Genomic DNA, 20,240 nt, shown 5'->3' on the forward strand with positions numbered 1-20,240 from the left:
CTCACGTCCTCACGTCCTCGTCCTCACGTCCTCACGGGGTGGTGGCGGCCGCGTGTTCGGCGAGCACACCCGTACGGGCCCGCTGGACGAACCAGTAGTAGGTGAAGCCGCCCAGCGCGACCGCGCCGACGAACAGGACCGCGCCCCAGCGCAGATACCAGTGCTGCGGTCCGGTGGCGTTGTAGACCTGGGCGCGGGGCCAGGCGAGGTTGACGGTCATCGCGGTGCCCCACAGCACGGCCAGCGCGTTGACCGGCAGCCCCAGCCGCCCCAGCGAGAAGCGGCCCTCGGCCGGGCGCCATCGGCCCCTCAGGCGCCGTACCAGCATGGGCAGGGTGACCATCAGATACGCGAAGTAGATCATGATGATCGCGATGCTGGTGACCACGGAGAAGATCTGCGGCTGGTTGATGTTGAGGACCAGGATCGCGACCGCCACCACCCCGATCAGGATCGCCGGCAGCAGTGGTGTCCGGAACCGCGGATGGACCCGGGCCAGCCGGGAGCCGCCGGGCAGGTTGTTGTCCCGGGCCATGGCGAACATCAGCCGGATCCCCGCGGTGTGCACGGCCAGCGCGCACACGGTGATCGCGATGACCACACACCACAGCACCATCAGGCCCACACCGTGGCCGAGCGAGGAGAGCACCACGAACTGCAGACCGTCCGCCGCCAGCCGGCTGTCGTGGAGGTTGGGCACGGCCATGAGCGCGAAGAGCAGAATGAACCCGCCGAGGGCGAACGACGCCACCAGCGCCCGCAGGATGGCGCGCGGCGCGTTGCGGCCCGGGTTCAGGGACTCCTCGCCCAGCGAGGACGCCGTGTCGAACCCGTACATCACATACGCCGAGGCGAGCGAGGCGGTGAGGAACGCGCCGAGATAGCCCAGCGATTCCCCGTGGCCACGACCGAAGGTGTCCAGCGCCACGGACGGGCCACGGGTGATGTGCGCGGCCAGCAGCAGGATCAGTACGACGGTGGCGACCAGCTCGATGGCCACGCCCGCCGAGTTGATACGGGCCATCAGCTTCACCCCGAAGCCGTTGACCAGCGTGGTGAACAGGACCAGCACACTGCCGAGCAGCACCGCGTTGGCCGCGCGCTCGGTCCCGGTGGAGCCGTCGCCGATCAGCTGGAACCACGCCGAGATCTGCGGCAGCGTCACCTGGTAGGCGAGCGCGACGGCCGCCAGCGACACCATCGTCGCCGTCATCATCATCCAGCCGCCCAGCCAGCCCACATGCGGACCGCCCAGCAGCTTGGACCAGTTGTAGACCGAACCGGCCACCGGATAGCGGCCGGCCAGCTCGGCGAAGCACAGCGCCACCATCAGCTGCCCGGTGAACACCATCGGCCACGACCACCAGTACGCCGGGCCGCCGTGCGCCACACCGAAGTAGAAGAGCTGGAAGGTGCCGGTCAGGATGGAGATGTAGCTGATCCCGGCGGCGAAGGTGTGGAAGTTGCCCAGGGTGCGCTTGAGTTCCGGGCGGTAGCCGAGCTCGGCGAGCGAGTCGTCGTCGTGCGAACCCTCCGGCCGTGGCTCCGGCGGTGGTCCGGCCGGCGGCTCGGTGGCCGTCACTCGAACCACCGCTGCGGACGGGGCGCGGTGTTCCGCCAGATGTGCTTGAGCTCCTGGTACTCGTGCAGCCCCGACGGGCCCAGCTCCCGGCCGACACCGGACTGCTTCATCCCGCCCCACTCGGCCTGCGGGACATACGGATGGAAGTCGTTGATCCACACGGTCCCGGCCCGCAGCCGGGACGCCACCCGCTGCGCCTTCTCGGTGTCCTGCGTCCACACCCCGCCCGCCAGGCCGTACACCGTGTCGTTGGCGAGCGCCACCGCCTCGGCCTCGTCCCGGAACCGCTCCACGGTGAGCACCGGGCCGAACGACTCGTCCTGCACCACCGACATGTCCGGGGTGCAGTCGTCCAGCACGGTCGGCGGGTAGTAGAAGCCCTTCACCAGGTCCGGGTCGTCGGGCCGGGTCCCGCCGCAGCGCAGCACCGCGCCCTCGTCGATCCCCGCCGCCACATAGTCGGTGATCTTCTGGCGGTGCTCGGCGGAGATCAGCGGCCCGGCGCGGGCGTTCTCGTCGAACGGCCCGCCCAGCCGGATGTTCCGGGCCCGGTGGACGATCTCGTCGACGAACGCGTCATGCAGCTGCTCCTGCACCAGCAGCCGGGCACCGGCCGAGCAGACCTGTCCGGAGTGCAGGAACACCGCCGTGAGCGCGTAGTCGACCGCGGTGTCGAAATCGCAGTCGGTGAAGACGATATTGGGGTTCTTGCCGCCCAGCTCCAGGGCCAGCTTCTTCACCGTGGGCGCGACGGCCGACATGATCCAGCGTCCGGTGACCACGCCGCCGGTGAAGGACACCAGGTCCACGCGTTCGTCCGTGACCAGCGGCGCGCCCGCGGTGGCCCCCGAGCCCAGGATCAGATTGGCCGCCCCGCCCGGCAGCCCGGCCTCGGTCAGCAGCCGCATCAGATGGATCGCGGTGTGCGGGGTCAGCTCGCTGGGCTTGAGGACGAAGGTGTTCCCGGCGGCCAGCGCGGGTGCCACCTTCCAGGCCGTCTGCAGCAGCGGGTAGTTCCACGGCGTGATCAGCACACACACCCCGACCGGTTCGTGCACCACCCTGCTGTCGATCTCCGGACTGCCCACCTCCACCACGCGGCCGCCGCTCCCGGAGGAGGCGAGGGTGCCGAAATAGCGGAAGCAATTCGCGATGTCGTCGAGGTCGTACTCGCTCTCGACCAGCCGCTTCCCGGTGTCCAGGGACTCGGCCCGTGCGAGCGTCGGCTTCTCGCGCTCCAGCAGCTCGGCCACCCGCAGCAGCAGCCCGCCCCGGTCACCGGCCGGGGTGCCGGGCCATGACCCGCGGTCGAAGGCGTCCCGGGCGGCCGCCACCGCCGCGGCGGCGTCCTTCGGCCCCGCCTCGTCGACCACGGCGACCAGCGAACCGTCCGCCGGGCAGCGGATCTCGCGGCTGTGTCCGTCGAGGGCGGTCGTCCAGTGGCCGCCGATGAACAGCTCCGGCATGGGTTCCTCCGGGCTCGGACGACAGGGCCGGTCCCGAGTGGATCCATCGACGCACCCGTCCGGCCCACACACCGAGCGTAAGTGGCACCGGTCCCCCTCGCACGGCGTAGGGAGGGCACGGGGCGGCGGGGACGCGAGCGAGTGGGTGCGGTGGGGGTGTGAGCGGGCGTGGCGGGGTGCGGCCGGGCGCGAGGCGTTGGGGCGACGGGTGTCCCGGGAAAGCTTCTTCCGGCGGGACGTGTGATCGGGCGTGTGAGCGGCACAATCCCTGGCATGGTCAACGCGTCCGAAGCCCATCGCGGCCCCGAGCCTCCCCGCGCTCCCCAAGCCCACGGCGCCCCCGAAGCCGACGGCGCCCCCGAAGCCGACGGCGCCCCCGATCCCCGGCGCGCCCTCGTCGACGAGCTGCTCGGCGCCCTCGATCCGCTGCCCTTTCCGCGCCGGATGCGGGAGCTGGCCGGGCGGGCGAGGGCGGCCAGTGCCGAGGGGCGGCTGGGCGCACTGATCGAGGAGTTGGAGCGGCGCGGCACGTACGAGCGGCGGCTGGCGGCCGTGGCCGCGGCCGCCGGCGGACGCACCGGCCATCTCGCGGCGCGGCTCGCCGACCCGGACCCCGTTGTGCGGCACCGCGCCCTCGACACCGCTCGCCGCGGCGGCCCCGGCGCGGTCCCGGACGACGCGCTGGAGGCGGCCTTCGAGGACGCGCCCGCCACCGTACGGCGCGAACTGGAGCGCACCGTCGTGGCCGGGCGGCGCACCGTGCTCGCGGACCGGCTGATCGAGCCGTTCCGCGAGCGCTGGGGCGACGGCGAGGCCGCCCGGCTGCTCCCCGGATGCGGTGCGGACACCGTGGCACGGCTGCTACCCGGGCTGTTCCACGCCGTCCGCGGCTGGCGGCCCCTCGTCTCCCGGCATCCGCTCGCCGTCCTGGACGAGGCGGCGCGTCAGCTCGCCGCCCTGCCCGCGCCGCTGCGCGCCGACTGGTGGACCCGCTACGCGCCCTGTGTCGCGCTCGCCGCGCCGGTCGAGCCCGAGCGGGTGCTGGAGCTGCTGGAGGACTACGGCCAGGGCCCGCTGCCGACCCCCGTACGCTCCCGGCTGTCCGCGCTGGTGGCCGCCGACCCGAGTCGTACGCTGCGGCTGCTGCTGGCCCCCGAGCACAGCGGCACCCGGCGGCGGCTGGACCGGGCCGTGCTGCGCCGGTTCGTCCGCGCCGACCCGCCCGAGCTCGCCGAGCTGGGCCGGGCCCTGCGGCATGCCGCGGACCCCGACGCCCTCGCCCGACTGCTGGCCGCGCTGCCGCCCGCCCGCCGCTCCGCGTTCTACGACCAGGCCACCTACGACTGGGCCACCTCGGGTCAGGCCACCTCGGGTCAGGCCGCCGCCGACCGGGCCGCTGCCGACTGGGCCACTTACCGCCAGGCCACCTCGGGTCAGGCCACCGCCGACTGGGCCTACGGCCGGGCCGCCGACGGCCGGGCCACCCATGGCCAGGCCGTCCACGGCCAGGCCGTCCATGGCCAGGCCACCCGCGGACGCGACTCCGACCACGCCGTGGGCGACCACTCCGTCATCGAACCCGCCGTGCTCGAAGTCCTGCCGCGCCCCCGCCGCCAGGCCGAGGCCCGCCGGATGGCGGTCCAGGCGCGCGAGCGCGGCGCGCCCTGGACCACCGTTCTGGAGTCGGTGGCCCATCTGCCGGTCGAGGAGGCGCGCGAGGAGCTGGCGGCCGCCGTGCGCCGTTCCTCGGCCGAGGACCGTGCCCTGGCCCATCCGCTGCTGATCCGGTGCGTCGCCCGCTCAGGCGACCCGGACGCCCTCACCGAGCTGCTGCGCCTGCTGGAGCGGCTGCGCAATGAGCAGGACCCGGTGCGCTCCGCGGCGCTCGGCGCGCTCGCCCACACCCACCCCGCGCTGTTCACCGACGACGCCGCCGAGCATCTGGACCGGATCGCCGCCGACGCGATCGCCGCCCGCGACTCGTCCTCCGCCACCCGCCAGGCGCTGCGCCACCTGGCCGCGGCGCTGCTGCGCGAACACGCCGTCACCGGGCGGCGGCAGCTGCTGGGCTGGGCGCTGCGCACCCTCACCCGGCTCGCGGGCAGCGTCGGCGCCGCCGCCCTGGGCCGCCTCGACCACCAGCTGCGGCGCGGTCAGGAACAGGGGGTGTTCGAGGCGCTGCGGCCCTGGCTGGAGGCGGGCGCCGAACGGGTCGACCACGAGCTGACCTTCGCCCTCGCCCGCTCCCTCGGGCGGCGCGCCCACACCCTCCCCGAACTCCAGGAACTCCTGTGGCAGGCCATCTCGTTCGGCAGCGACGCGACGGCCCGCACCGCCATCGGGCTGTGGCTGGAACCACCGGCCGAGCGGGACGCCCGCGTGGCCGAGCTGCTCGCGCACGAGCCCTCGGCGGCCGTGCTGCCGCCCGTCCTGGCCGTGCTGACCCGCCGTCGCACCGATCTGCTCGACCTCGTCCTCGGCGACACCCCGCCGTACGGGCGCTTTCTGACCCCCGGCACCCACTGGACCCCGCCCACCGGGCGGGACGCCGGCCGCTGGCTGCCCCGTCAGCAGGCCGCCGCCGCCCGCGTCCTGGACCGGGCCGCCGCCGACACCTCCCTGCGGCCGGGGCAGCGGGCGGCCGCCGTCGCCGACGCCGCGCCGATCCCCGGCCACGGCGCGGCCACCGTCCGGACCTGGACGGACACCGACGATGTGGTCGTGGCCGAGGCCGCGTTCGCCGCCCTCGCCCGCACCGACCGCCCCGGCGATGCCCTGCCCGCCCTGTTCGCCCACGCGGGCGACGACCGGGCGCGGGTGGCGATGTACGCGGCCACCCGAGCGTCCCGGTACGTCGAGCCGTCACGGCTGGGGTGGCTGGTGCGCGGGGTGCTCGCACCGGACGGGGTCGCCACCGCCGTACCGCCCGTCCCCGCGAAGGTCACCAGCCGCAAGGAGGCCGTCCGGCTCGCCGCCACCCTGCTCCCGGTGGCCGACGCCGCCGCGCTGCTCGCCGACGCCTTCGAACTGCCCGGCCAGCACCCCGATGTGCAGGCCGCCTGTGTCGCCTTCGCCACCGGGCTGCTCGACACCAAACGCGCCTGGGAGCTGCTGAACGCCGCCGCGAGCGGACGGCGCGAGCTGCGCCACGCCGTGCTGCGCACCCGCCCGCTGGACCTCCCCGAGGCACACCGCGGCCGCTACGCCCAGCTCATACGCGCCGTCTGCGACACCGACGACCCCGAGGTGGCGGCGGCCGGGTACGGGGCGCTGGCCCGCTGGTCGCCGTGGGCGCCGGACGCGGCGGCCGTGCTGGTGGCGGCGGTCACCGACCTGGGCAACCGGGCGAGCTGGCGGCCCGCCGCCGACGCCCTGCTGGAGCTGATGGCCGCGGCGCCTGACGGGTCGCCCGGTGACAATCCGCTGGCCTGGGCGCTCGCCGCGCTCGCCACCGCCGACGCCCGGCCCGGCGGCCCCGACGCCGAACCGGACCGGGACCGCCCCGCCCACCGCCGCATCCGGCACCTCGCCGACCGGCTCGCCAACCGGGCCCGGATGCGGCCCCGGGTGACCCGGCGGACCGCGCGGGCCGCCGGTGAACTCCTTGCCGGATACGAGGCGTTCGTCCAGGAGGCCGCCCATGTGCTGGTGCACGCCCTCGACCTGGACGCCCGCCCCGGCCCGCTGACCGCCGCCCTCGCCCGCCTCGCCCGGCTGCACACCACCCGCCCCGCGCTCGCCGTCCGTACCGCCGACGCCCTGCGCCGACGGCTGAACACCGCCACGCGGCCGGGCTCCGACGCGGCCCTGCTGCGCGCCGCGCGGGAACTCGACGAGAACGGCGGCCACGCCTCCGGGCTGTTCGCCGCGACCCTTACGGAGGTGGCCGGGGCCCGTACGGATTGGGCGGGGCCCTGGCGGGAGCGGCTGCGCACGCTGCGCGGCCATCCGCACGCGGATGTGCGGGACGCGGCGCTGCGGCTGACGACGACGGTGGAGTGAGGCGTCGGTGCGGCCGGGGGTCCAGGGCCGTGGGGGTGGAGGGGTCCAGGGCCTCGGGATGGAGGGGGCTGGGGGGCCAGGGCCTTGGGGGTCCAGGGCCCCCGGGGTCAGTCGCTCTTGTGCCAGGTGCCGTCGGCGTAGTCATACGCGTAGGCGGGGCGCCCCTTGACGCTGCTGGTGCGGAACGGCGAGCCGCGGTCGTCGATCCGCACCGTCCCGGAGCGGCCGCCGCTCGACCAGTCGAGCTCCAGGTACCAGCTGCAGTCGCAGCCCGCCGTCCGGGCGTTGACCAGTAACACCTCCGGGTCCGAGGCCGAGACGCGGTAGGGGAATTGGACGGCGGGGATCGGCTTGCCCGCGTCATTGCCGTCCGTTGGGCGGGCCAGCGGACGGGCGGCGTCCAGATTCACCGAGAAGGCGCGCGGGGTGAGGGAGCCCCCGCAGCCGTTGTCCATGGCGAACGACGACCACGCGAGCGGGGTGCGGCGGCCCACGACCCGTACGTGCAGGGCCTGCAGGACGACGGCCGACGAGGCCCGGCCCTGCACCGTGACCTCCACATTGGTGGTCCCGCCGTGCACCGCGTCATGGGCGGCGGCCCACGTCGGGGCGTCCTGCTCGGTGGGCGGCGGGGCGACCTGGGCCGGGGGCCGGTCGATGAGATACCGGTGGCCGCAGCCGTTCTCCCAGACATGGGAACGGGTGGAGAGGGTGAGCGGGACCTGGGTGGATCCGCCGTGGCCCGTCTCCTTGGTCGCGCCGGGCGTCGGCGAGCCGGAGGCGTCCCCCTTGGCCCTCCGCTCCTTGTCGCGCTCGCCTTTGCCGTCGTCGCCGCGCGCCGCGCCGGACTCCTTGTCGCCGTCCGTCTTCTGACGGTCCAGATGGCCCCGGGCGGTCGGCCCGGCGGGCGGCGTGGAGGTGGGCGCGGCGGAGGGAGGCACGGCCGCGGTGTCCTTACGGCCGTCCTCCCCGGGCGGCCGTACCTCGACCGCCGTGACGGCGAGCACGACAACGGCGGCGGCCCCGGCGAGCAGTGCCCACGGCCGCCGTGCGCGTGAGGCGGTGGCGGCGGCGGTGGCGGTGTCCGCGGCGTTTGCCGCCACGGCCCGTAAACGGGCTCGCTTGGCGGGCGGGGGTGGGGTCTTGTCCGTGGGGGCGGGTCCGGTCTTGCCGGTGGCTGGGGGGTCGGCCTTGGCCGCGGTTGCGGATTTGGCCGTGGCCGTCAACCCGGCCTCGGCCGCGAGCGCGCCGGGTGGGTGGGTCCGGTCGCCGTCGGCCCGGACCGGTGCGGAGTGCTCGGCGGATGTGTGGTGTCCGGCCGGGCGGGCGTCGGGCATCGGAGTGGCCCTTGACGCGTCGGCCGGGTCGGCGGTGTCGTGTCGCTCCTCTGGTCGTTCGTCGGCGGCTGGTCGTTCGTCGGCCGCTGGTCGCTCATCAGCCGCCGCGCGCGGCTGAGCGTCGGGTGAGCGGCCACCCGCCTCCGGCCCGGTGCTGCTGTCTCCGGCCGGGCCGGTAGCCGTGGCCGCGTCCAGGTGAGGCACGGCGGGCGTCGCGATCGTCCCGGACGCGTCCGGCGCGGGGTCGTCGCCCCGGCGCGGGGCCGACGACACGGCCTCGCGGTCGGCCTCGCGCGCGCGGCGCTTGGCGGCGTCCGCGAGGATCCAGCGGCGGTGGAGGGCGACCAGCTCCTCCGGGGTGGCGCCGCACAGCCGCGCGAAGCGCTCGACGGGGGCGTAGTCCGTCGGGACCGCGTCGCCGTTGCAGTAGCGGTGCAGCGTGGACGTGCTGACGTGCAGTCGTGTGGCCAGCGAGCCGTAACTGCGGCCCGAGCGCTCCTTCAGCGCCCGCAGTCTCTCGGCGAAGTCCTCGACCTCTTTGGCGTTCCCCACGCCCACCACCCCCCAATATCGTCCCCGGCAGCGCGAGTCGTCCCGTGGGCGTCCCACGAGCGCGTTCCAGGGTGTTGTCATACCCCCAAGTCAGCGTACGTGCAGGCGTTCCAGCGTCCCGAATGCCCCGCCGGTCGTAGCGGCGACGGCCAGGTGGCACACAGGCTTGTCCTGCCGCCGCGACCTCCCGGTGCGACGGCGACATGCTGAAACCCTGAGATCGGGAAGAGACGGGGAAACACCTCATGCGCAAGCCCACGCACTCATTCCGCGGCGCCGCGCTCGGCGTCGCGGCAGCGGCCGTCGGGGTCGTGGCCGTGGCCGTGGCCGGGACCGGGTCGGCCCAGGCCCATGCACCGTCGGCTCAGGCTCAGGCCCAGGCTCGGGCGGGGGCGGGGGCGGCCGTGCCCCAACGCACCCCCGGCCACCTCGTGCCGAGGGAGCTCCCGCCGCATCCGAGCTCCGACTGGTACGCGAGTGATGTCACCAAGGGTCTGCCCGAGACCCCTCCGTTCTGCGTGGAGAAGACCTTCCCGTCGGCCGGGGCGACCCACCGCACCTTCTGGACCGAGTACGACACCGGCGCCACCCAGATCGTGGTCAGGACCGGCACGGTGGAGGCGGCCCGCAAGCTCGCCGCCGCGGCCGAGAAGAAGATCCAGAACTGCGCCGCCGACTGGGAGAGCCAGTTCCCGGAGGGCACCGCCTCATGGCGGGACTACGGCGCCCTGACGGCTGAGGACGGCGCCCATGTCTACGGCGTCCACACCTCGTACCCGGACTCGGAGCCCGGCATCCACCTCTTCGGCGTGGGCCGCGACGGCCGGACCGTCACCGTCGTGACGTGGGGCGAGATGGGCGGCTACGAGCTGGCACCGCTGGCCGACTTCAAGCGCACCGCCACGACTGCCGTGGTCAAGCTGTACCACCCGTGAGCAGGGTCTGACGGGGGTCTGACGGGGTCTGACGGGGGCACGTGGCCCGGGGCCGAGGGCGGCCGAGGGGAGGGGCTGGCGGGGGATGCGGCCCGAGGGGAGCTGTCGGGGGACGGGGGACGTGCCCTGACGGGGACGCGGACCCGAGCGAGTCACGGGGGTGACATGGCTCGGGGCCGACGGGGGACGGGGGACGGGGGATACGGCCCGAGGGGGGCCGATGGGGGATGCGGCCCGAGGGGGGCCGACGGGGGCGGGGACCGGTGGCGGCCACGCGTACACACGGGGGTACGCGTCGCCGCCACCTCCGCATGTCCCGGGGCCGCCGTCCTGGGGACCACCGTGTCCAGGAGGGGCCATCTACCCGGGGGCTGCCAAGACCGGGGGAGATGACGTGTTCCTGGCAACCCACTGCCAACCGGGCCTCGCCCAGGTGACAAGTTCCCAGCAGCCGCGGAGACCCCGTGGCGGAGGGTCGATCATGAGGGCACGTGGCCGATATGGTCGAAGCACGCCGCCCCACCGGACGCCCGACCGTCGGAGGTTTCCCGTGCCGAACGGATCGCTCTCCCTAGCCGCCTCGCTCTACCTGCTCTCCTACGACCTCGAGACCGGCCGGCCCGCCGGTGCTCACACCGCCCTCCTCGTCCGCGCCGCCGCCCTCACCGAGCTGGTTCAGCGCGGCATGCTCACCGACGCCGACGGCAGCCCCTGCCCCGTGGCCGACGCCGCCACCGGCGACCAAACACTCGACGGACTGCTGGAGCTGATCGGCGAATCCCGGCCGCGCAGCTGGCAGATCTGGGTGGGGCATCAGCCGCGGCTGACCGAGCACGCGGTCCGCGACCAGATGGTGGCGGCCGGATATGTGCGGGCGAAGGGGAAACGGATGCTGGGGCTGTTCCCGGCCAAGGAGTACGTGCTGGAACGGCCCGATCAGGTGGCCGGGATGCGGGACGACGCGGTGCGCGTGCTGCACGGTGAGCAGCCGGCGGCCGAAGTGTCCGAACGGGACGCGGCGTTGGTCACCCTGGCGGCGGCGGGTGAGCTGAGGTCCGTGGTGACGGCCACGGACGCCAAGGTCCGCAAGCGCCGGATCCTGGAGCTGGGGGAGCGCTGCGGGGGCATGGGCCCGGTGCTGGAGAAGGTGATCGCCCAGGTGCGGACGGCGCTCGCCACCGCCGTCGTCACGGCCATGCTGGCGTCGACCACGGCCGTGACCGCCACCTGACCCCTCACCGGTAAGGACGCGCTCAAGCGCCCGTACGGGCCGGACCCAGGTGCCCGTACGGGCTGGACCCAGGTGCCCGTACGGGCCCGAGCCTCCGTACCGGCCCGGGGCTTCCATACGGACTTCAGGCGTCTCTCAGCAGCGACACCAGCCCCTCGTCCAGGTCGAGCTCCCCGGCCTCGCTGCCCTCGGGGACGACCGCGTACGACCGGCCGAGGAATCTGAGGAGATCGCCGGTGTCGAACTGGACCATGGCCATGCCCTCGGGGGCATGGAACTCCAGGACCGTCCCCTGTGGTCCGCTCGGCCACATCTGGACATCCCCGCTTCCCGCGGGGCCACGCAGCCCGGCTGCGAGCAACTCGCGCCCGAACGTCCACTCCACCGCGGAGCCGTCGAGGGACGCGGAGGGCGGGAAGGAGACACGGACGGCGAACGGGTCGTCCCGCTCGTAGCGTAGGCAGGCCGGAATCGCGCGCGACTCGGGGGTCGACGCGATGAGCTGTGCCTGGACGGCTTGGTCGATGACAGTGGTCACGTCGGCTCCCTTGCGATCGGTGCGGGGCACGTCGCCCTTACGACCGTTAAGACGTTTGGGCGATCAGGCCAGTGCACCCACTTTCGACGTGACGTGCGTCACGACTGTTTTTTCGAGGGGACATAGGGCATTTAGGCTTGCCAATCCATGCAAGGTCTCGGGCGCCGTGCGGAGCTGTTACAGAAACGTCGGCAATGACGAGGCACCCACCCCAGGGGTTGTTCCACCATGACCGAAGGTCACGCGGCGCTCGACACGGCCGCCTACAGTCGAATCTACGAAGCCGAATATTCGCGTCTGTGCGGATATGCCCGAACTCTCACCGGCAACCCCTGGGTTGCGGGGGACCTGGTGGCCGAGGCGCACTACAGCGTGTGGCGTCGGATCCGCGCCGGGCATCCTCTCGGTGCCGACGCCGTCCCGGCCGAGCTGACGAGCGCCGTAAGGGCGCTGTCGGCTGGGGTGGGGAACGGGGGTCCGTCGCAGCGGGCGTCGTACCTCGAACCGCTCGTCCAGGTCCTCGACGAGCTGCCGCAGCGCTGGGTCAAGGCGCTGTGGCTCGCCGAGGTGGACGGGCTCCCGCCGGAGGAGGTGGCGTGGCGGACCGGGGCGAGCCCGGACGGTGCGGCGGCCCTGGTGGAGCGCGTCCGGGAGAGCGTGCGCCAGGAGTTCCTGCGCGCCCAGCCCGGCTATCCGGCGAGCGCCGCGTGCGGTGGGCACTGGGAGGGACTGCCCGACCATGTGCGGGGCGCGGACTCCCCGCACCAGGCCGAGCAGATCGCCGTCCACATCGACGGCTGCCCGGACTGCCGGGGCCGGATGGAGCAGCTGGTCGCGGCCGACGACCGGCTGCCCGCGCTGACCGGCCCGGCGCTGCTCGCGCTGTACGACCGGGACATGGCGCGCTTCCTGGCGCCGCTGGCCGCCGCCGGTGCGGTGGGTGCCGCGGGGGCCGCCGGAGCGGGTGCCCTGGCCGCGGGCGGCGGTGCGCACGCGGCGCCCTCGAACGGGCCGCTGGTCTCCTCCCGCCGTTCCATGCACCACCTCGTCCGCGGGCAGGTGCGCCAGGCGGGGCCGGTGGCGGTCGCGGCGGCCGCGGGCGGTGTGCTGCTGGTCGCGGGGGCGGCGGTCATGACGGGGCTGGCGCTGACGGACGGCGGCTCGGCGGCGGCACAGCAACCGGCGGCGGCCTCGCAGCCGTCCATATCGGATACATCCGACTCCGCCGATTCTTCTTCCCCTTCTGCGGCCACGTCGGGCGCCTCGCGGCACTCGGAGGGCTCACGGGCGGGCGTTCCGGGGGAGGCGTCCCGGAACCGGCCGTCCACCGCGAGCGTGCCCACCGGGCACTCCCCGACGGATGTGCCGTCCAGCGCCGTATCCCCCTCCCGCAAGGCGCCGGCGTCCGGTTCATCCGAATCACCCTCGTCGCGGCCGTCTTCTCCCTCGTCGTCCTCCGCGTCGAATGGGCCGTCGCACCGGCCCACGGACGAACCGACCCAGAAGCCGACGGACGGCGCCACGTCGGATCCGGAGGGCACCCCGAGCGGGCAGCCGACGCGGCAGCCCACGGACGAGCCGACGCAGCGGCCCACGGCCAAGCCGACCGACTCCGGCTCCGACTCCGGCTCCGACTCCGGCGACTCCCGGGGCTGCGTCTCGCTGGTGGTCCGGCTCTGCGTCTCCCACTAAGGCCTCGTCGGCGATCCCGCAGGTTTTGATCGAGCGGGACTCGCGGCGGAACTTGCAACCGCCCTGTGCGCTCCACCGGCTTCGCCCGGTGGAGCGCATCGACATCTTCTTGACCTCGTGCTGCAACGAAACATCCATATCGCTGCAGCGCCAAGGCCGTGCCCCGTCAGCGGAAGTGGACCCCCAGGTCGTAGCCCCTCCTGCTCGGGGAGCAGTAGTGGTCGTCGATCTTCCCCGCCTTGTGCATCTTCTGGGCTTTCTTCTCACAGGCGGCCTTGGTCGGGAACGAGCCGACGAACTGCCAGGGCGTCGCCTGCGCGGCACTTGCCCCGGCCATAGCGAAAGCGGCGCCGGCGGTCAGCGTCACAGCGAGCTTACGAAACTTCATGTGTACTCCTTCTCCGTGTTACACCCCATGCCGATGCCACGGCGATTCCGCGCATCGGCTCGCGGGCGCATTGAAAGCGGGCGACGGCACTTCACGCGCCTTGGTCCATCTGCATTTGCAGGTCACTCGCTGGTCTGCCGGCAAACGTCACCAAACGTACAGCTTATACGGACCGCCGTTGTTTGACCGGCAGCTCCAGTTGTCGCCGTAGCCAGGGGTGATCATATGCGCTGCCCTTTCGCACTGGTCATGTGTGGGGTACGACGCGATATACCGCGAGGCATCCGCCGAAGCCGCCCCCGCACCCGCCATTCCGATCGCTGCCACGCATCCGAGCGTGACGATAGCCTTGCGAACCAGCATGTTTCCTCCAGAAATCAGCAGCAGACAGCGACGATTGTTGTCTGCCGATTGCGGTTGTCCTTCGAGCAGCCCAACGGCGGGCATTCGCCTCGGTATTGTTGCGCCGTAACCGAAACCACCTGCCCTGCCCACACTTGGCCGGATGCCCGGCCGGGCCCGAGGACCCTCAGGGGTGGCTTGGCGAGGTGGATGGTGGCCATCTCCGTGGGCGGCCGCATCAGGACATCACGAACGCCTGCCGCGATCTACGGCTGAAATAGTTCTGGACCAATGGCGTGTCGGGCTATGCCTGGCTTGTTCAACAAGGTATGGGGCAGCGCAGTCGGAGTCATGGCGCGAGCGGGATGCCGATCCCGCGGGAGTTGACCCGCCTCGTTGTTACAGCGTGGGGACAAGACGGTGGTCGGACACGGGTACGAGCCTGCGACCATCAGACGAACGCCTTCTGAACCGGCATTTCCTCGTGGCACAGACCCGAGCGTGGTACCGAGTGGAGGTGGCACTAAACGGAGGTCCGATGGAGGTCCGATGGAGATACGCCTTCTGCGTTACGTGGTGACTTTGGCAGAGGAACTGCATTTCGGACGGGCGGCCAAGCGGCATCACATTTCGCAGCAGCCCTTCGGGCAGTACATCCGGCGTCTCGAGCACGAGGTAGGCGCTCCGCTCTTCGAGCGGACCAGCCGACGGGTGACCCCGACCCCGGCGGGCGTGCGGCTCGTGGCCGAGGCCCGGGTACTGCTCGACGCGGTGGACCAGCTTGCCGAGCGCGCCCGGTCCGAGGGCGCGGGACGGGACGAGCAGACGCTGCGCCTCGGGGTGCTCGGATTCGGAGCGGGGCAGAGGTGGGATGACCTGCGTGCGGCGCTGAACGCTCAGGTGCCCGGGTTACGCATCGAGTACGCCGACCTGGACTTGTCCACGCAATATCGCGCCGTGCTCGACCGCACCGTGGACGCCGGGATCATGTGGCACGCCGGTTCGGTGGACGGGTTGCGGTCCGACGTCGTCCTGTCGTCACCCCGCGCCGCGGTGGTGCCCGCCCGGTCGCAGCTTGCCGACGCCACGTCACTGACCATGGACGATGTCGCCGACGGGCCATGGCTGGCGACTCCGCCCCTGAGCCCGGTGATGCGCGAATGGCTCGGGCCCGCCGCCGAGCCGGGGCCGAACGCACCGGTCGTCCGTCAGCCGGCCGCTATCCCGACCGCCGTCGCCACCAGCGGATACATCGCGCTGCACGCGGAAGCGGCACGCGACTTCTATCCGCGCCCCGATGTGCGGTTCGTTCCCCTGGAGGGAGCGGCCCCGGAGATCGCCGTCATCACACGAGCCGACGACGAGCGCCCGACCATCGCCGCCCTCCGGCGAGCGGCGCGCTTCGCCCGTGGCGGCACCGTCACCCTGCCAGTCACCGAGCAAGGCAGCCACCGCGACAGATAGCGCCTTCCGAGCGCACACATTGAAAAGCGACAACTCATGGCGAACCTGGGGGTTCAATTACGGAACGTGTCAAGTGTGTTGCCCTCCGGAGCGTAAGCTAAAAACAAGCCAGCGGTCCTAGCCGGACAGCGGGACCAGGAGGGATGGACCAATGCCGTTCCAGCCACGCGAACTCTTCCCCGACCGCTCCGCACGCGACCTGTTCGGCGCGGAGATCCGCCGCCACCGGGAGAAGGCGGACATGTCGCTGCGGCGGCTGTCCGAGGTGCTGAACTACAGCAAGTCCCACCTCGCGCGGATCGAGGCGGCGGAGTCGCTGCCGTACGACGACCTACCGGCGAAGCTGGACGCGTGCTTCGGCACGGATGGGATGTTCGCGCGGCTGTACGCACTCGCGAAGAACGAGCCGTTTCCCGGCAAATACCGGCGGGTGGTGGAGATCGAAAGCCGGGCGGTCGTCATCGAGCAGTACATCAGCGGAAGTGCTTCCGGACTGCTCCAGACACCGAAGTATGCGGAGTCATTGATGAGCGGTGTCCACCCGCATGCGCCGTACGCGGAGATCGAAGCGATGGTCAAGGCCCGTATCGACCGGCAGGCATTGCTGGATCGACCCAAGCCGCCACGCTGCTGGTTCATCCTTGACGAGGCAGTACTACGCCGCCCCGTTGGGGGGCCAGAGGCAATGCGCGATCAGTTGGCGTCTCTGATCCGGCGAGGGACAGAGTCGCACGTGACCATCCAGGTGCTCCCCTTCGCAGTGGGTGAGCACCCAGAGATGCTGGGTGGCGCGCTGACGCTCTACACGGTGCTTGAGGGACCACAAGTGGCCTACGAGGAAGGCAGTCGATCCGGGAGCATCATCGAGGACCGGGAGGGAGTCGCAGTGCGCCGGGAGAACTACGATCTGCTCAGGGCCATGGCCCTCTCGCCTCGCGACTCGGAGGCGATGATCCGAGCCGTCATGAAGGACTGGACCCATGCCGATCAACCCGGACCTGAGCACTGCCGCGTGGCGCAAGAGCAGTTACAGCAACGGTGACGGGGGCGAATGCGTGGAGGTCGCCGACAACCTCCCGGGCCTCGTCCCCGTCCGCGACTCCAAGAACCCCGACGGCCCCGCGATCCTGTTCCCCGCCGGATCGTGGGCCACGTTCATAGCCGCCCTCAAGGCATAAGCCGAAACGGGCTCCTTACGGCCGCTGCTGGCGGTAATCGGCGAGCGCGGGGGCCGTACGGGTGGCCAGGAACTCGGTGCTTAGGGCCGGAGGCGAGCGGTGAAGCCGCTCTTCGTCTCCGTCGGCCATCGGGTGACCATCGCGGACGCCTGCGCGTACACCCTGCACCTGGCCCGCGACTTCCGGCAGCCCGAGACGACACGGCGCGCGGACGCGCTGTGCCGCCGGGCCCTGAAAGCCGCCACGCTCTGAACGCGGTGTGGTGAGCCCGACGTCCGAACGTGGCGGCTGTGCACGCGGCACTCCGGGCGCGGCGCCGGGCGAACCCCTGTACCCCCCGGCGTCGCCTGCCCCCGGGGTGCCGGATGCCTCAGACCCGCCGCGTCTCGGCCAGGAAGCAGCCGAACTCGACGGCCCGCACATGCACCACCGCCACCCGCGGGTCCCCGTACAGCTCGGCCAGCCCCTCCTCGATCGTCGGCTCGCCGTCGTTCAGCAGCCGCCCGCCGAGGATGTTGCCCTCGGCCGTGTACGCCCGCAGCACCCGCCGCCGGCCCCGGATGCCGTCCGCGATGCCGGGGCCGGTCCAGCCGTCGCACTCCTCGGGATGGATGAAGACCGGTCCGACCTCGTTGTACGGGCCGGGCGTGGCACCCGTCTCCCGCGCCCAGCGGCGCAGCGGGGCGTAGGAGACGAGCGCGATGGTCTCGTGCGGCCGGCTCCGGCCCAGGCAGCAGCGCATCGGGTTGCCGCCCTCCGCGTCCTCCACCACCACGCGCGGAGCGTTGCCCGCGTCATCGGTGATCCGCAGCTGCTTCAGCACCTCGGGCGCGATGGCCCGCATTTCATAGTTTTCGTCCATGCGGTCAAGCCTGGCCGGTGGGCTCGCGGCGCGCTGGCGGGATTCGGACGAGGCGCTGAGGCGGGAATGTACTTGACAGGGCGATGGCACTCCGTCAGATTCGGGCCCGAACATAGGACGTCCCACGTCCATATTGTCCTGCTATCCAGAAGGCTGGATGTCGATGAGTCTTCCGGCTCCCCTTACCGGTGTCGTTCCGCCCCTGTGTACTCCGCTCACGCCCACGGGCGAGGTCGACACGCGTTCCCTCGCCGTGCTCGCCGAGCGGCTCATCGACGCGGGGGTGAGCGCGCTGTTCGCGCTCGGCTCCAGCGGAGAGGCCGCCTATCTGACCGACCGCAGCCGCCGTACGGCCCTTACGGCGGTCATCGAGGCCGCCGACGGCCGCGTTCCCGTGCTCGCGGGGGCGATCGACATGACGACCGCGCGGGTGCTCGATCACGCCCGTACGGCGGCGGAGCTCGGCGCGGACGCCATCGTGGCCACCGCGCCCTTCTACACCCGCACCCACCCCCTGGAGGCCGCCGACCACTTCCGGCGGCTGCGCGCCGGTGTGGACAGGCCGCTGTTCGCGTATGACATCCCGGTCTCCGTCCACTCCAAGCTGACGCCCTCGATCCTGCTGCCGCTGGCCGCCGACGCCACGCTGGCCGGGGTCAAGGACAGCAGCGGGGACGACGGGGCGCTGCGGCGACTGCTGGTCGAGGTCCGCCGGCGCGGCCTCGGCGACACCTTCACCGTGCTCACCGGCTCCGAACTGTCGGTGGACGGCGCCCTGCTGGCGGGCGCCCATGGCGTCGTCCCGGGGCTGGCCAACGTCGATCCGGCCGGGTTCGTCCGGCTGTACGAGCACGCGCGCGCGGGGCGCTGGGAGCAGGCGGCCGCCGAACAGGACCGGCTGGCCGCGCTCTTCGCCATCACCGGCGCCGGGGATCCCACCCTCATGGGCGGCAGTTCCTCGGGCCTGGGCGGTTTCAAGGCCGCGCTGCGGCTGATGGGCGTGATCGAGTGCGCGGACACCGCCGCGCCCCAGGTGCCGCTGGGCGAGGCGGCCGTCAAGACCGTACGTCAACTTCTGGAGGAGGGAGGGCTGTTGTCGTGACCGAAGCCGCCAAGGTGCCCTGGTACCGCGAGGTCTCACCCGGTCAGTGGAAGTCCCTGTTCGCCGCCTGGATCGGCTATCTGCTCGACGGTTTCGACTTTGTGCTGATCACGCTCGTGCTGACCGAGATAGCCGACGAGTTCGACCTGAGCACGGCGTCGGCGGCGAGCCTGGTCTCGGGCGCCTTCATCACCCGCTGGCTCGGCGGGGCGGTGCTGGGCGCGCTGGGTGACCGCTACGGGCGCAAGGCCGCCATGATCGTCAGCATTCTGCTCTACTCGCTGGGCACCTTCGCCTGCGGGTTCGCCTGGAACTACATCAGCCTGTTCGCGGCCCGCCTGGTGATTGGCATGGGCATGGCTGGCGAGTACAGCGCAAGCGCCACATACGTCCTGGAGAGCTGGCCCGCGCGGCTGCGCAACCGCGCCTCCGGCTTCCTCATCTCGGGCTACTCGGGCGGCACCGTCATCGCCTCCGAGCTCTACAAGTGGGTGGTGCCCCACTGGGGCTGGCGCTGGATGTTCTGGATCGGTGTGGTGCCGGTGCTGGTCGCCCTGTGGGTGCGGCGCGCGCTCCCGGAGGCTGGGGACTGGCACGAGGAGGTGGCGGCGGCGCGAGCGCGGCCGAACCCCTTCCGGCCGCTGTTCGCCAAACGCATCCGAGCGAGCGTCAACACGGCGCTGGCCGTGGTCGCGAGCGTCGCGCTGTTCCTGGTCTTCACCCCGGCGGGCGCGGGCTGGCGCTGGCCGCTGTCGATCCTGGCGGCGGGGTGCCTGTTCGCCTTCGCGGCCCAGCTCGGCGGACGGCGCCGCTGGCCGCTGTACGTGTCCCTGATGTGCACGGTCTTCTGCGCGTTCCTCTACAGCTGGCCGATCCAGGCGCTGCTGCCCACCTATCTGAAGGAGCAGCTCGAGTACTCCCCTTCCGAGGTCACCGATGTGATGTTCTACGCCGGGTTCGGGACCATGGCCGGCTGCTGGCTGGCGGGCTTCGTGGGCGACTGGCTCGGCACCCGGCGCGCCTACGCCGTGACCCTGCTCGCCTCGCTGGCCTTCGTCTTCCCGGTGTTCGCGGTGCAGGACTCGCTGGTCGGGCTGGGAGTACTGCTGTTCTTCCTGCTCGCGCTGAGCCAGGGGATCTCCGGCATCCTGCCGAAGTACATCGCGGGCCACTTCCCGACCGGGAGCCGGGCGGCCTCGCTCGGCTTCGTCTACAACACCGGGGCGCTCGGCGGCGCGGTGGCACCGGTGCTCGGCGCCCATCTGGCCGAGGGCATGTCCCTCGGCCGGGCGCTGGCGGTGCTCACCTTCGGGCTGACGCTGGTGGTGATCGTGCTGGTCGGCGCCGATGTGCCGCGCCGGCTGGGCCGGCTGACCGATCCGGAGGGCGACGAGGACCATCTCGTGCCCGGACAGCCGCTGTCGATGGCGGGGCCCGACCTGAAGAAGACCTGATCCGAAAAGCCCGGTCGGCGCCACACCCGGCCCGCCGCGCGTCCGCACGGCCGAACCCCCTTTCCGGTCCCGGGGTTTGGTTGTCCACAGGCCCAGGAGAGGGCTTGTGGAATGC

The 20,240-nt window shown here is 72.5% G+C and carries 15 protein-coding genes and 1 pseudogene; 10 read left to right on the forward strand and 6 right to left on the reverse strand.

Going from position 1 to position 20,240, the window contains the following annotated elements; translation table 11 throughout:
* Nucleotides 1–31: 31 nt before the first annotated feature.
* A complete protein-coding gene (locus J2Z30_RS11460) occupies nucleotides 32–1,582 on the reverse strand; it encodes an APC family permease (RefSeq protein WP_044568796.1) in 1,551 nt (516 codons plus the stop codon).
* Complete coding sequence (locus J2Z30_RS11465) at nucleotides 1,579–3,048, reverse strand: aldehyde dehydrogenase family protein (protein ID WP_044568795.1); 1,470 nt, start codon at nucleotides 3,046–3,048, stop codon at nucleotides 1,579–1,581. Before J2Z30_RS11465 ends, J2Z30_RS11460 begins: the two co-directional genes overlap by 4 nt.
* 273 nt (nucleotides 3,049–3,321) lie before the next feature.
* Between J2Z30_RS11465 and J2Z30_RS50865 the strand changes: the two genes are divergently transcribed.
* On the forward strand, nucleotides 3,322–7,050 hold the full coding sequence (locus tag J2Z30_RS50865) for a hypothetical protein (protein ID WP_281062686.1): 3,729 nt from the start codon (nucleotides 3,322–3,324) through the stop codon (nucleotides 7,048–7,050).
* Between the two features lie 107 nt (nucleotides 7,051–7,157).
* Here J2Z30_RS50865 and J2Z30_RS50870 read toward each other — a convergent pair whose 3' ends face one another.
* Nucleotides 7,158–8,939, reverse strand: coding sequence for a helix-turn-helix domain-containing protein (locus tag J2Z30_RS50870; RefSeq protein WP_044581184.1), 1,782 nt, complete (start codon nucleotides 8,937–8,939; stop codon nucleotides 7,158–7,160).
* Between the two features lie 245 nt (nucleotides 8,940–9,184).
* Between J2Z30_RS50870 and J2Z30_RS11485 the strand changes: the two genes are divergently transcribed.
* Both J2Z30_RS11485 and J2Z30_RS11490 read left to right on the forward strand, forming a co-directional pair.
* The gene (locus tag J2Z30_RS11485; protein WP_044568794.1) at nucleotides 9,185–9,874 is read left to right on the forward strand and encodes a hypothetical protein; all 690 of its coding nucleotides are present in this window, start codon (nucleotides 9,185–9,187) and stop codon (nucleotides 9,872–9,874) included.
* 550 nt (nucleotides 9,875–10,424) lie between these two features.
* A complete protein-coding gene (locus J2Z30_RS11490; RefSeq protein ID WP_044568793.1) occupies nucleotides 10,425–11,105 on the forward strand; it encodes a GOLPH3/VPS74 family protein in 681 nt (226 codons plus the stop codon).
* 124 nt (nucleotides 11,106–11,229) lie between these two features.
* Here J2Z30_RS11490 and ssgD read toward each other — a convergent pair whose 3' ends face one another.
* A complete protein-coding gene (gene ssgD / locus J2Z30_RS11495; RefSeq protein WP_044568791.1) occupies nucleotides 11,230–11,643 on the reverse strand; it encodes a spore wall synthesis regulator SsgD in 414 nt (137 codons plus the stop codon).
* A 228-nt stretch (nucleotides 11,644–11,871) separates the two neighbouring features.
* Between ssgD and J2Z30_RS11500 the strand changes: the two genes are divergently transcribed.
* Nucleotides 11,872–13,335 carry a hypothetical protein gene (locus J2Z30_RS11500; protein WP_052701287.1) on the forward strand — a complete coding sequence of 488 codons (1,464 nt, stop codon included), beginning with the start codon at nucleotides 11,872–11,874 and terminating at the stop codon, nucleotides 13,333–13,335.
* A gap of 166 nt (nucleotides 13,336–13,501) precedes the next feature.
* On the opposite strand, the gene J2Z30_RS11505 is transcribed toward J2Z30_RS11500, so the two are convergent.
* Entirely contained in the window at nucleotides 13,502–13,723 is a 222-nt protein-coding gene (locus tag J2Z30_RS11505; protein ID WP_020867293.1) for a hypothetical protein, read from the reverse strand.
* Between the two features lie 891 nt (nucleotides 13,724–14,614).
* Between J2Z30_RS11505 and J2Z30_RS11510 the strand changes: the two genes are divergently transcribed.
* The 4 genes and pseudogenes from J2Z30_RS11510 to J2Z30_RS11525 all read left to right on the forward strand — a co-directional run.
* On the forward strand, nucleotides 14,615–15,529 hold the full coding sequence (locus tag J2Z30_RS11510) for a LysR family transcriptional regulator (protein ID WP_044568790.1): 915 nt from the start codon (nucleotides 14,615–14,617) through the stop codon (nucleotides 15,527–15,529).
* A gap of 151 nt (nucleotides 15,530–15,680) precedes the next feature.
* On the forward strand, nucleotides 15,681–16,571 hold the full coding sequence (locus J2Z30_RS11515) for a helix-turn-helix domain-containing protein (protein ID WP_044568789.1): 891 nt from the start codon (nucleotides 15,681–15,683) through the stop codon (nucleotides 16,569–16,571).
* Entirely contained in the window at nucleotides 16,510–16,707 is a 198-nt protein-coding gene (locus J2Z30_RS11520) for a DUF397 domain-containing protein (protein ID WP_044568788.1), read from the forward strand. Before J2Z30_RS11515 ends, J2Z30_RS11520 begins: the two co-directional genes overlap by 62 nt.
* Nucleotides 16,708–16,797: 90 nt before the next feature.
* Nucleotides 16,798–16,959 (forward strand): annotated as a pseudogene (locus J2Z30_RS11525) (endonuclease V); the annotation flags it as partial.
* Nucleotides 16,960–17,077: 118 nt separating this feature from the next.
* On the opposite strand, the gene J2Z30_RS11530 reads toward J2Z30_RS11525, so the two are convergent.
* Nucleotides 17,078–17,569, reverse strand: coding sequence for a DUF1203 domain-containing protein (locus tag J2Z30_RS11530; RefSeq protein ID WP_044568787.1), 492 nt, complete (start codon nucleotides 17,567–17,569; stop codon nucleotides 17,078–17,080).
* A 163-nt stretch (nucleotides 17,570–17,732) separates the two neighbouring features.
* On the opposite strand from J2Z30_RS11530, the gene J2Z30_RS11535 reads away from it, so the two are divergent.
* A complete protein-coding gene (locus J2Z30_RS11535) occupies nucleotides 17,733–18,671 on the forward strand; it encodes a dihydrodipicolinate synthase family protein (protein WP_044568786.1) in 939 nt (312 codons plus the stop codon).
* Nucleotides 18,668–20,125: a sialate:H+ symport family MFS transporter gene (locus tag J2Z30_RS11540; RefSeq protein WP_044568785.1), complete on the forward strand. Its 1,458-nt coding sequence runs from the start codon at nucleotides 18,668–18,670 to the stop codon at nucleotides 20,123–20,125. The genes J2Z30_RS11535 and J2Z30_RS11540 overlap by 4 nt, the downstream gene beginning before the upstream one ends.
* Nucleotides 20,126–20,240 lie beyond the last annotated feature (115 nt).

It is taken from the genome of Streptomyces iranensis, from assembly GCF_017874715.1.
In the GTDB taxonomy this organism is placed as follows: Bacteria; Actinomycetota; Actinomycetes; order Streptomycetales; family Streptomycetaceae; genus Streptomyces; species Streptomyces iranensis.

Coding starts and splice junctions, on each gene's coding strand:
- J2Z30_RS11465 (WP_044568795.1), bottom strand. CDS start 3,048: ATGCCGGAGCTGTTCATCGGCGGCCACTGGACGACCGCCCTCGACGGA.
- J2Z30_RS50865 (WP_281062686.1), top strand. CDS start 3,322: ATGGTCAACGCGTCCGAAGCCCATCGCGGCCCCGAGCCTCCCCGCGCT.
- J2Z30_RS11485 (WP_044568794.1), top strand. CDS start 9,185: ATGCGCAAGCCCACGCACTCATTCCGCGGCGCCGCGCTCGGCGTCGCG.
- J2Z30_RS11500 (WP_052701287.1), top strand. CDS start 11,872: ATGACCGAAGGTCACGCGGCGCTCGACACGGCCGCCTACAGTCGAATC.
- J2Z30_RS11505 (WP_020867293.1), bottom strand. CDS start 13,723: ATGAAGTTTCGTAAGCTCGCTGTGACGCTGACCGCCGGCGCCGCTTTC.
- J2Z30_RS11510 (WP_044568790.1), top strand. CDS start 14,615: ATGGAGATACGCCTTCTGCGTTACGTGGTGACTTTGGCAGAGGAACTG.
- J2Z30_RS11515 (WP_044568789.1), top strand. CDS start 15,681: ATGCCGTTCCAGCCACGCGAACTCTTCCCCGACCGCTCCGCACGCGAC.
- J2Z30_RS11520 (WP_044568788.1), top strand. CDS start 16,510: ATGCCGATCAACCCGGACCTGAGCACTGCCGCGTGGCGCAAGAGCAGT.
- J2Z30_RS11530 (WP_044568787.1), bottom strand. CDS start 17,569: ATGGACGAAAACTATGAAATGCGGGCCATCGCGCCCGAGGTGCTGAAG.
- J2Z30_RS11535 (WP_044568786.1), top strand. CDS start 17,733: ATGAGTCTTCCGGCTCCCCTTACCGGTGTCGTTCCGCCCCTGTGTACT.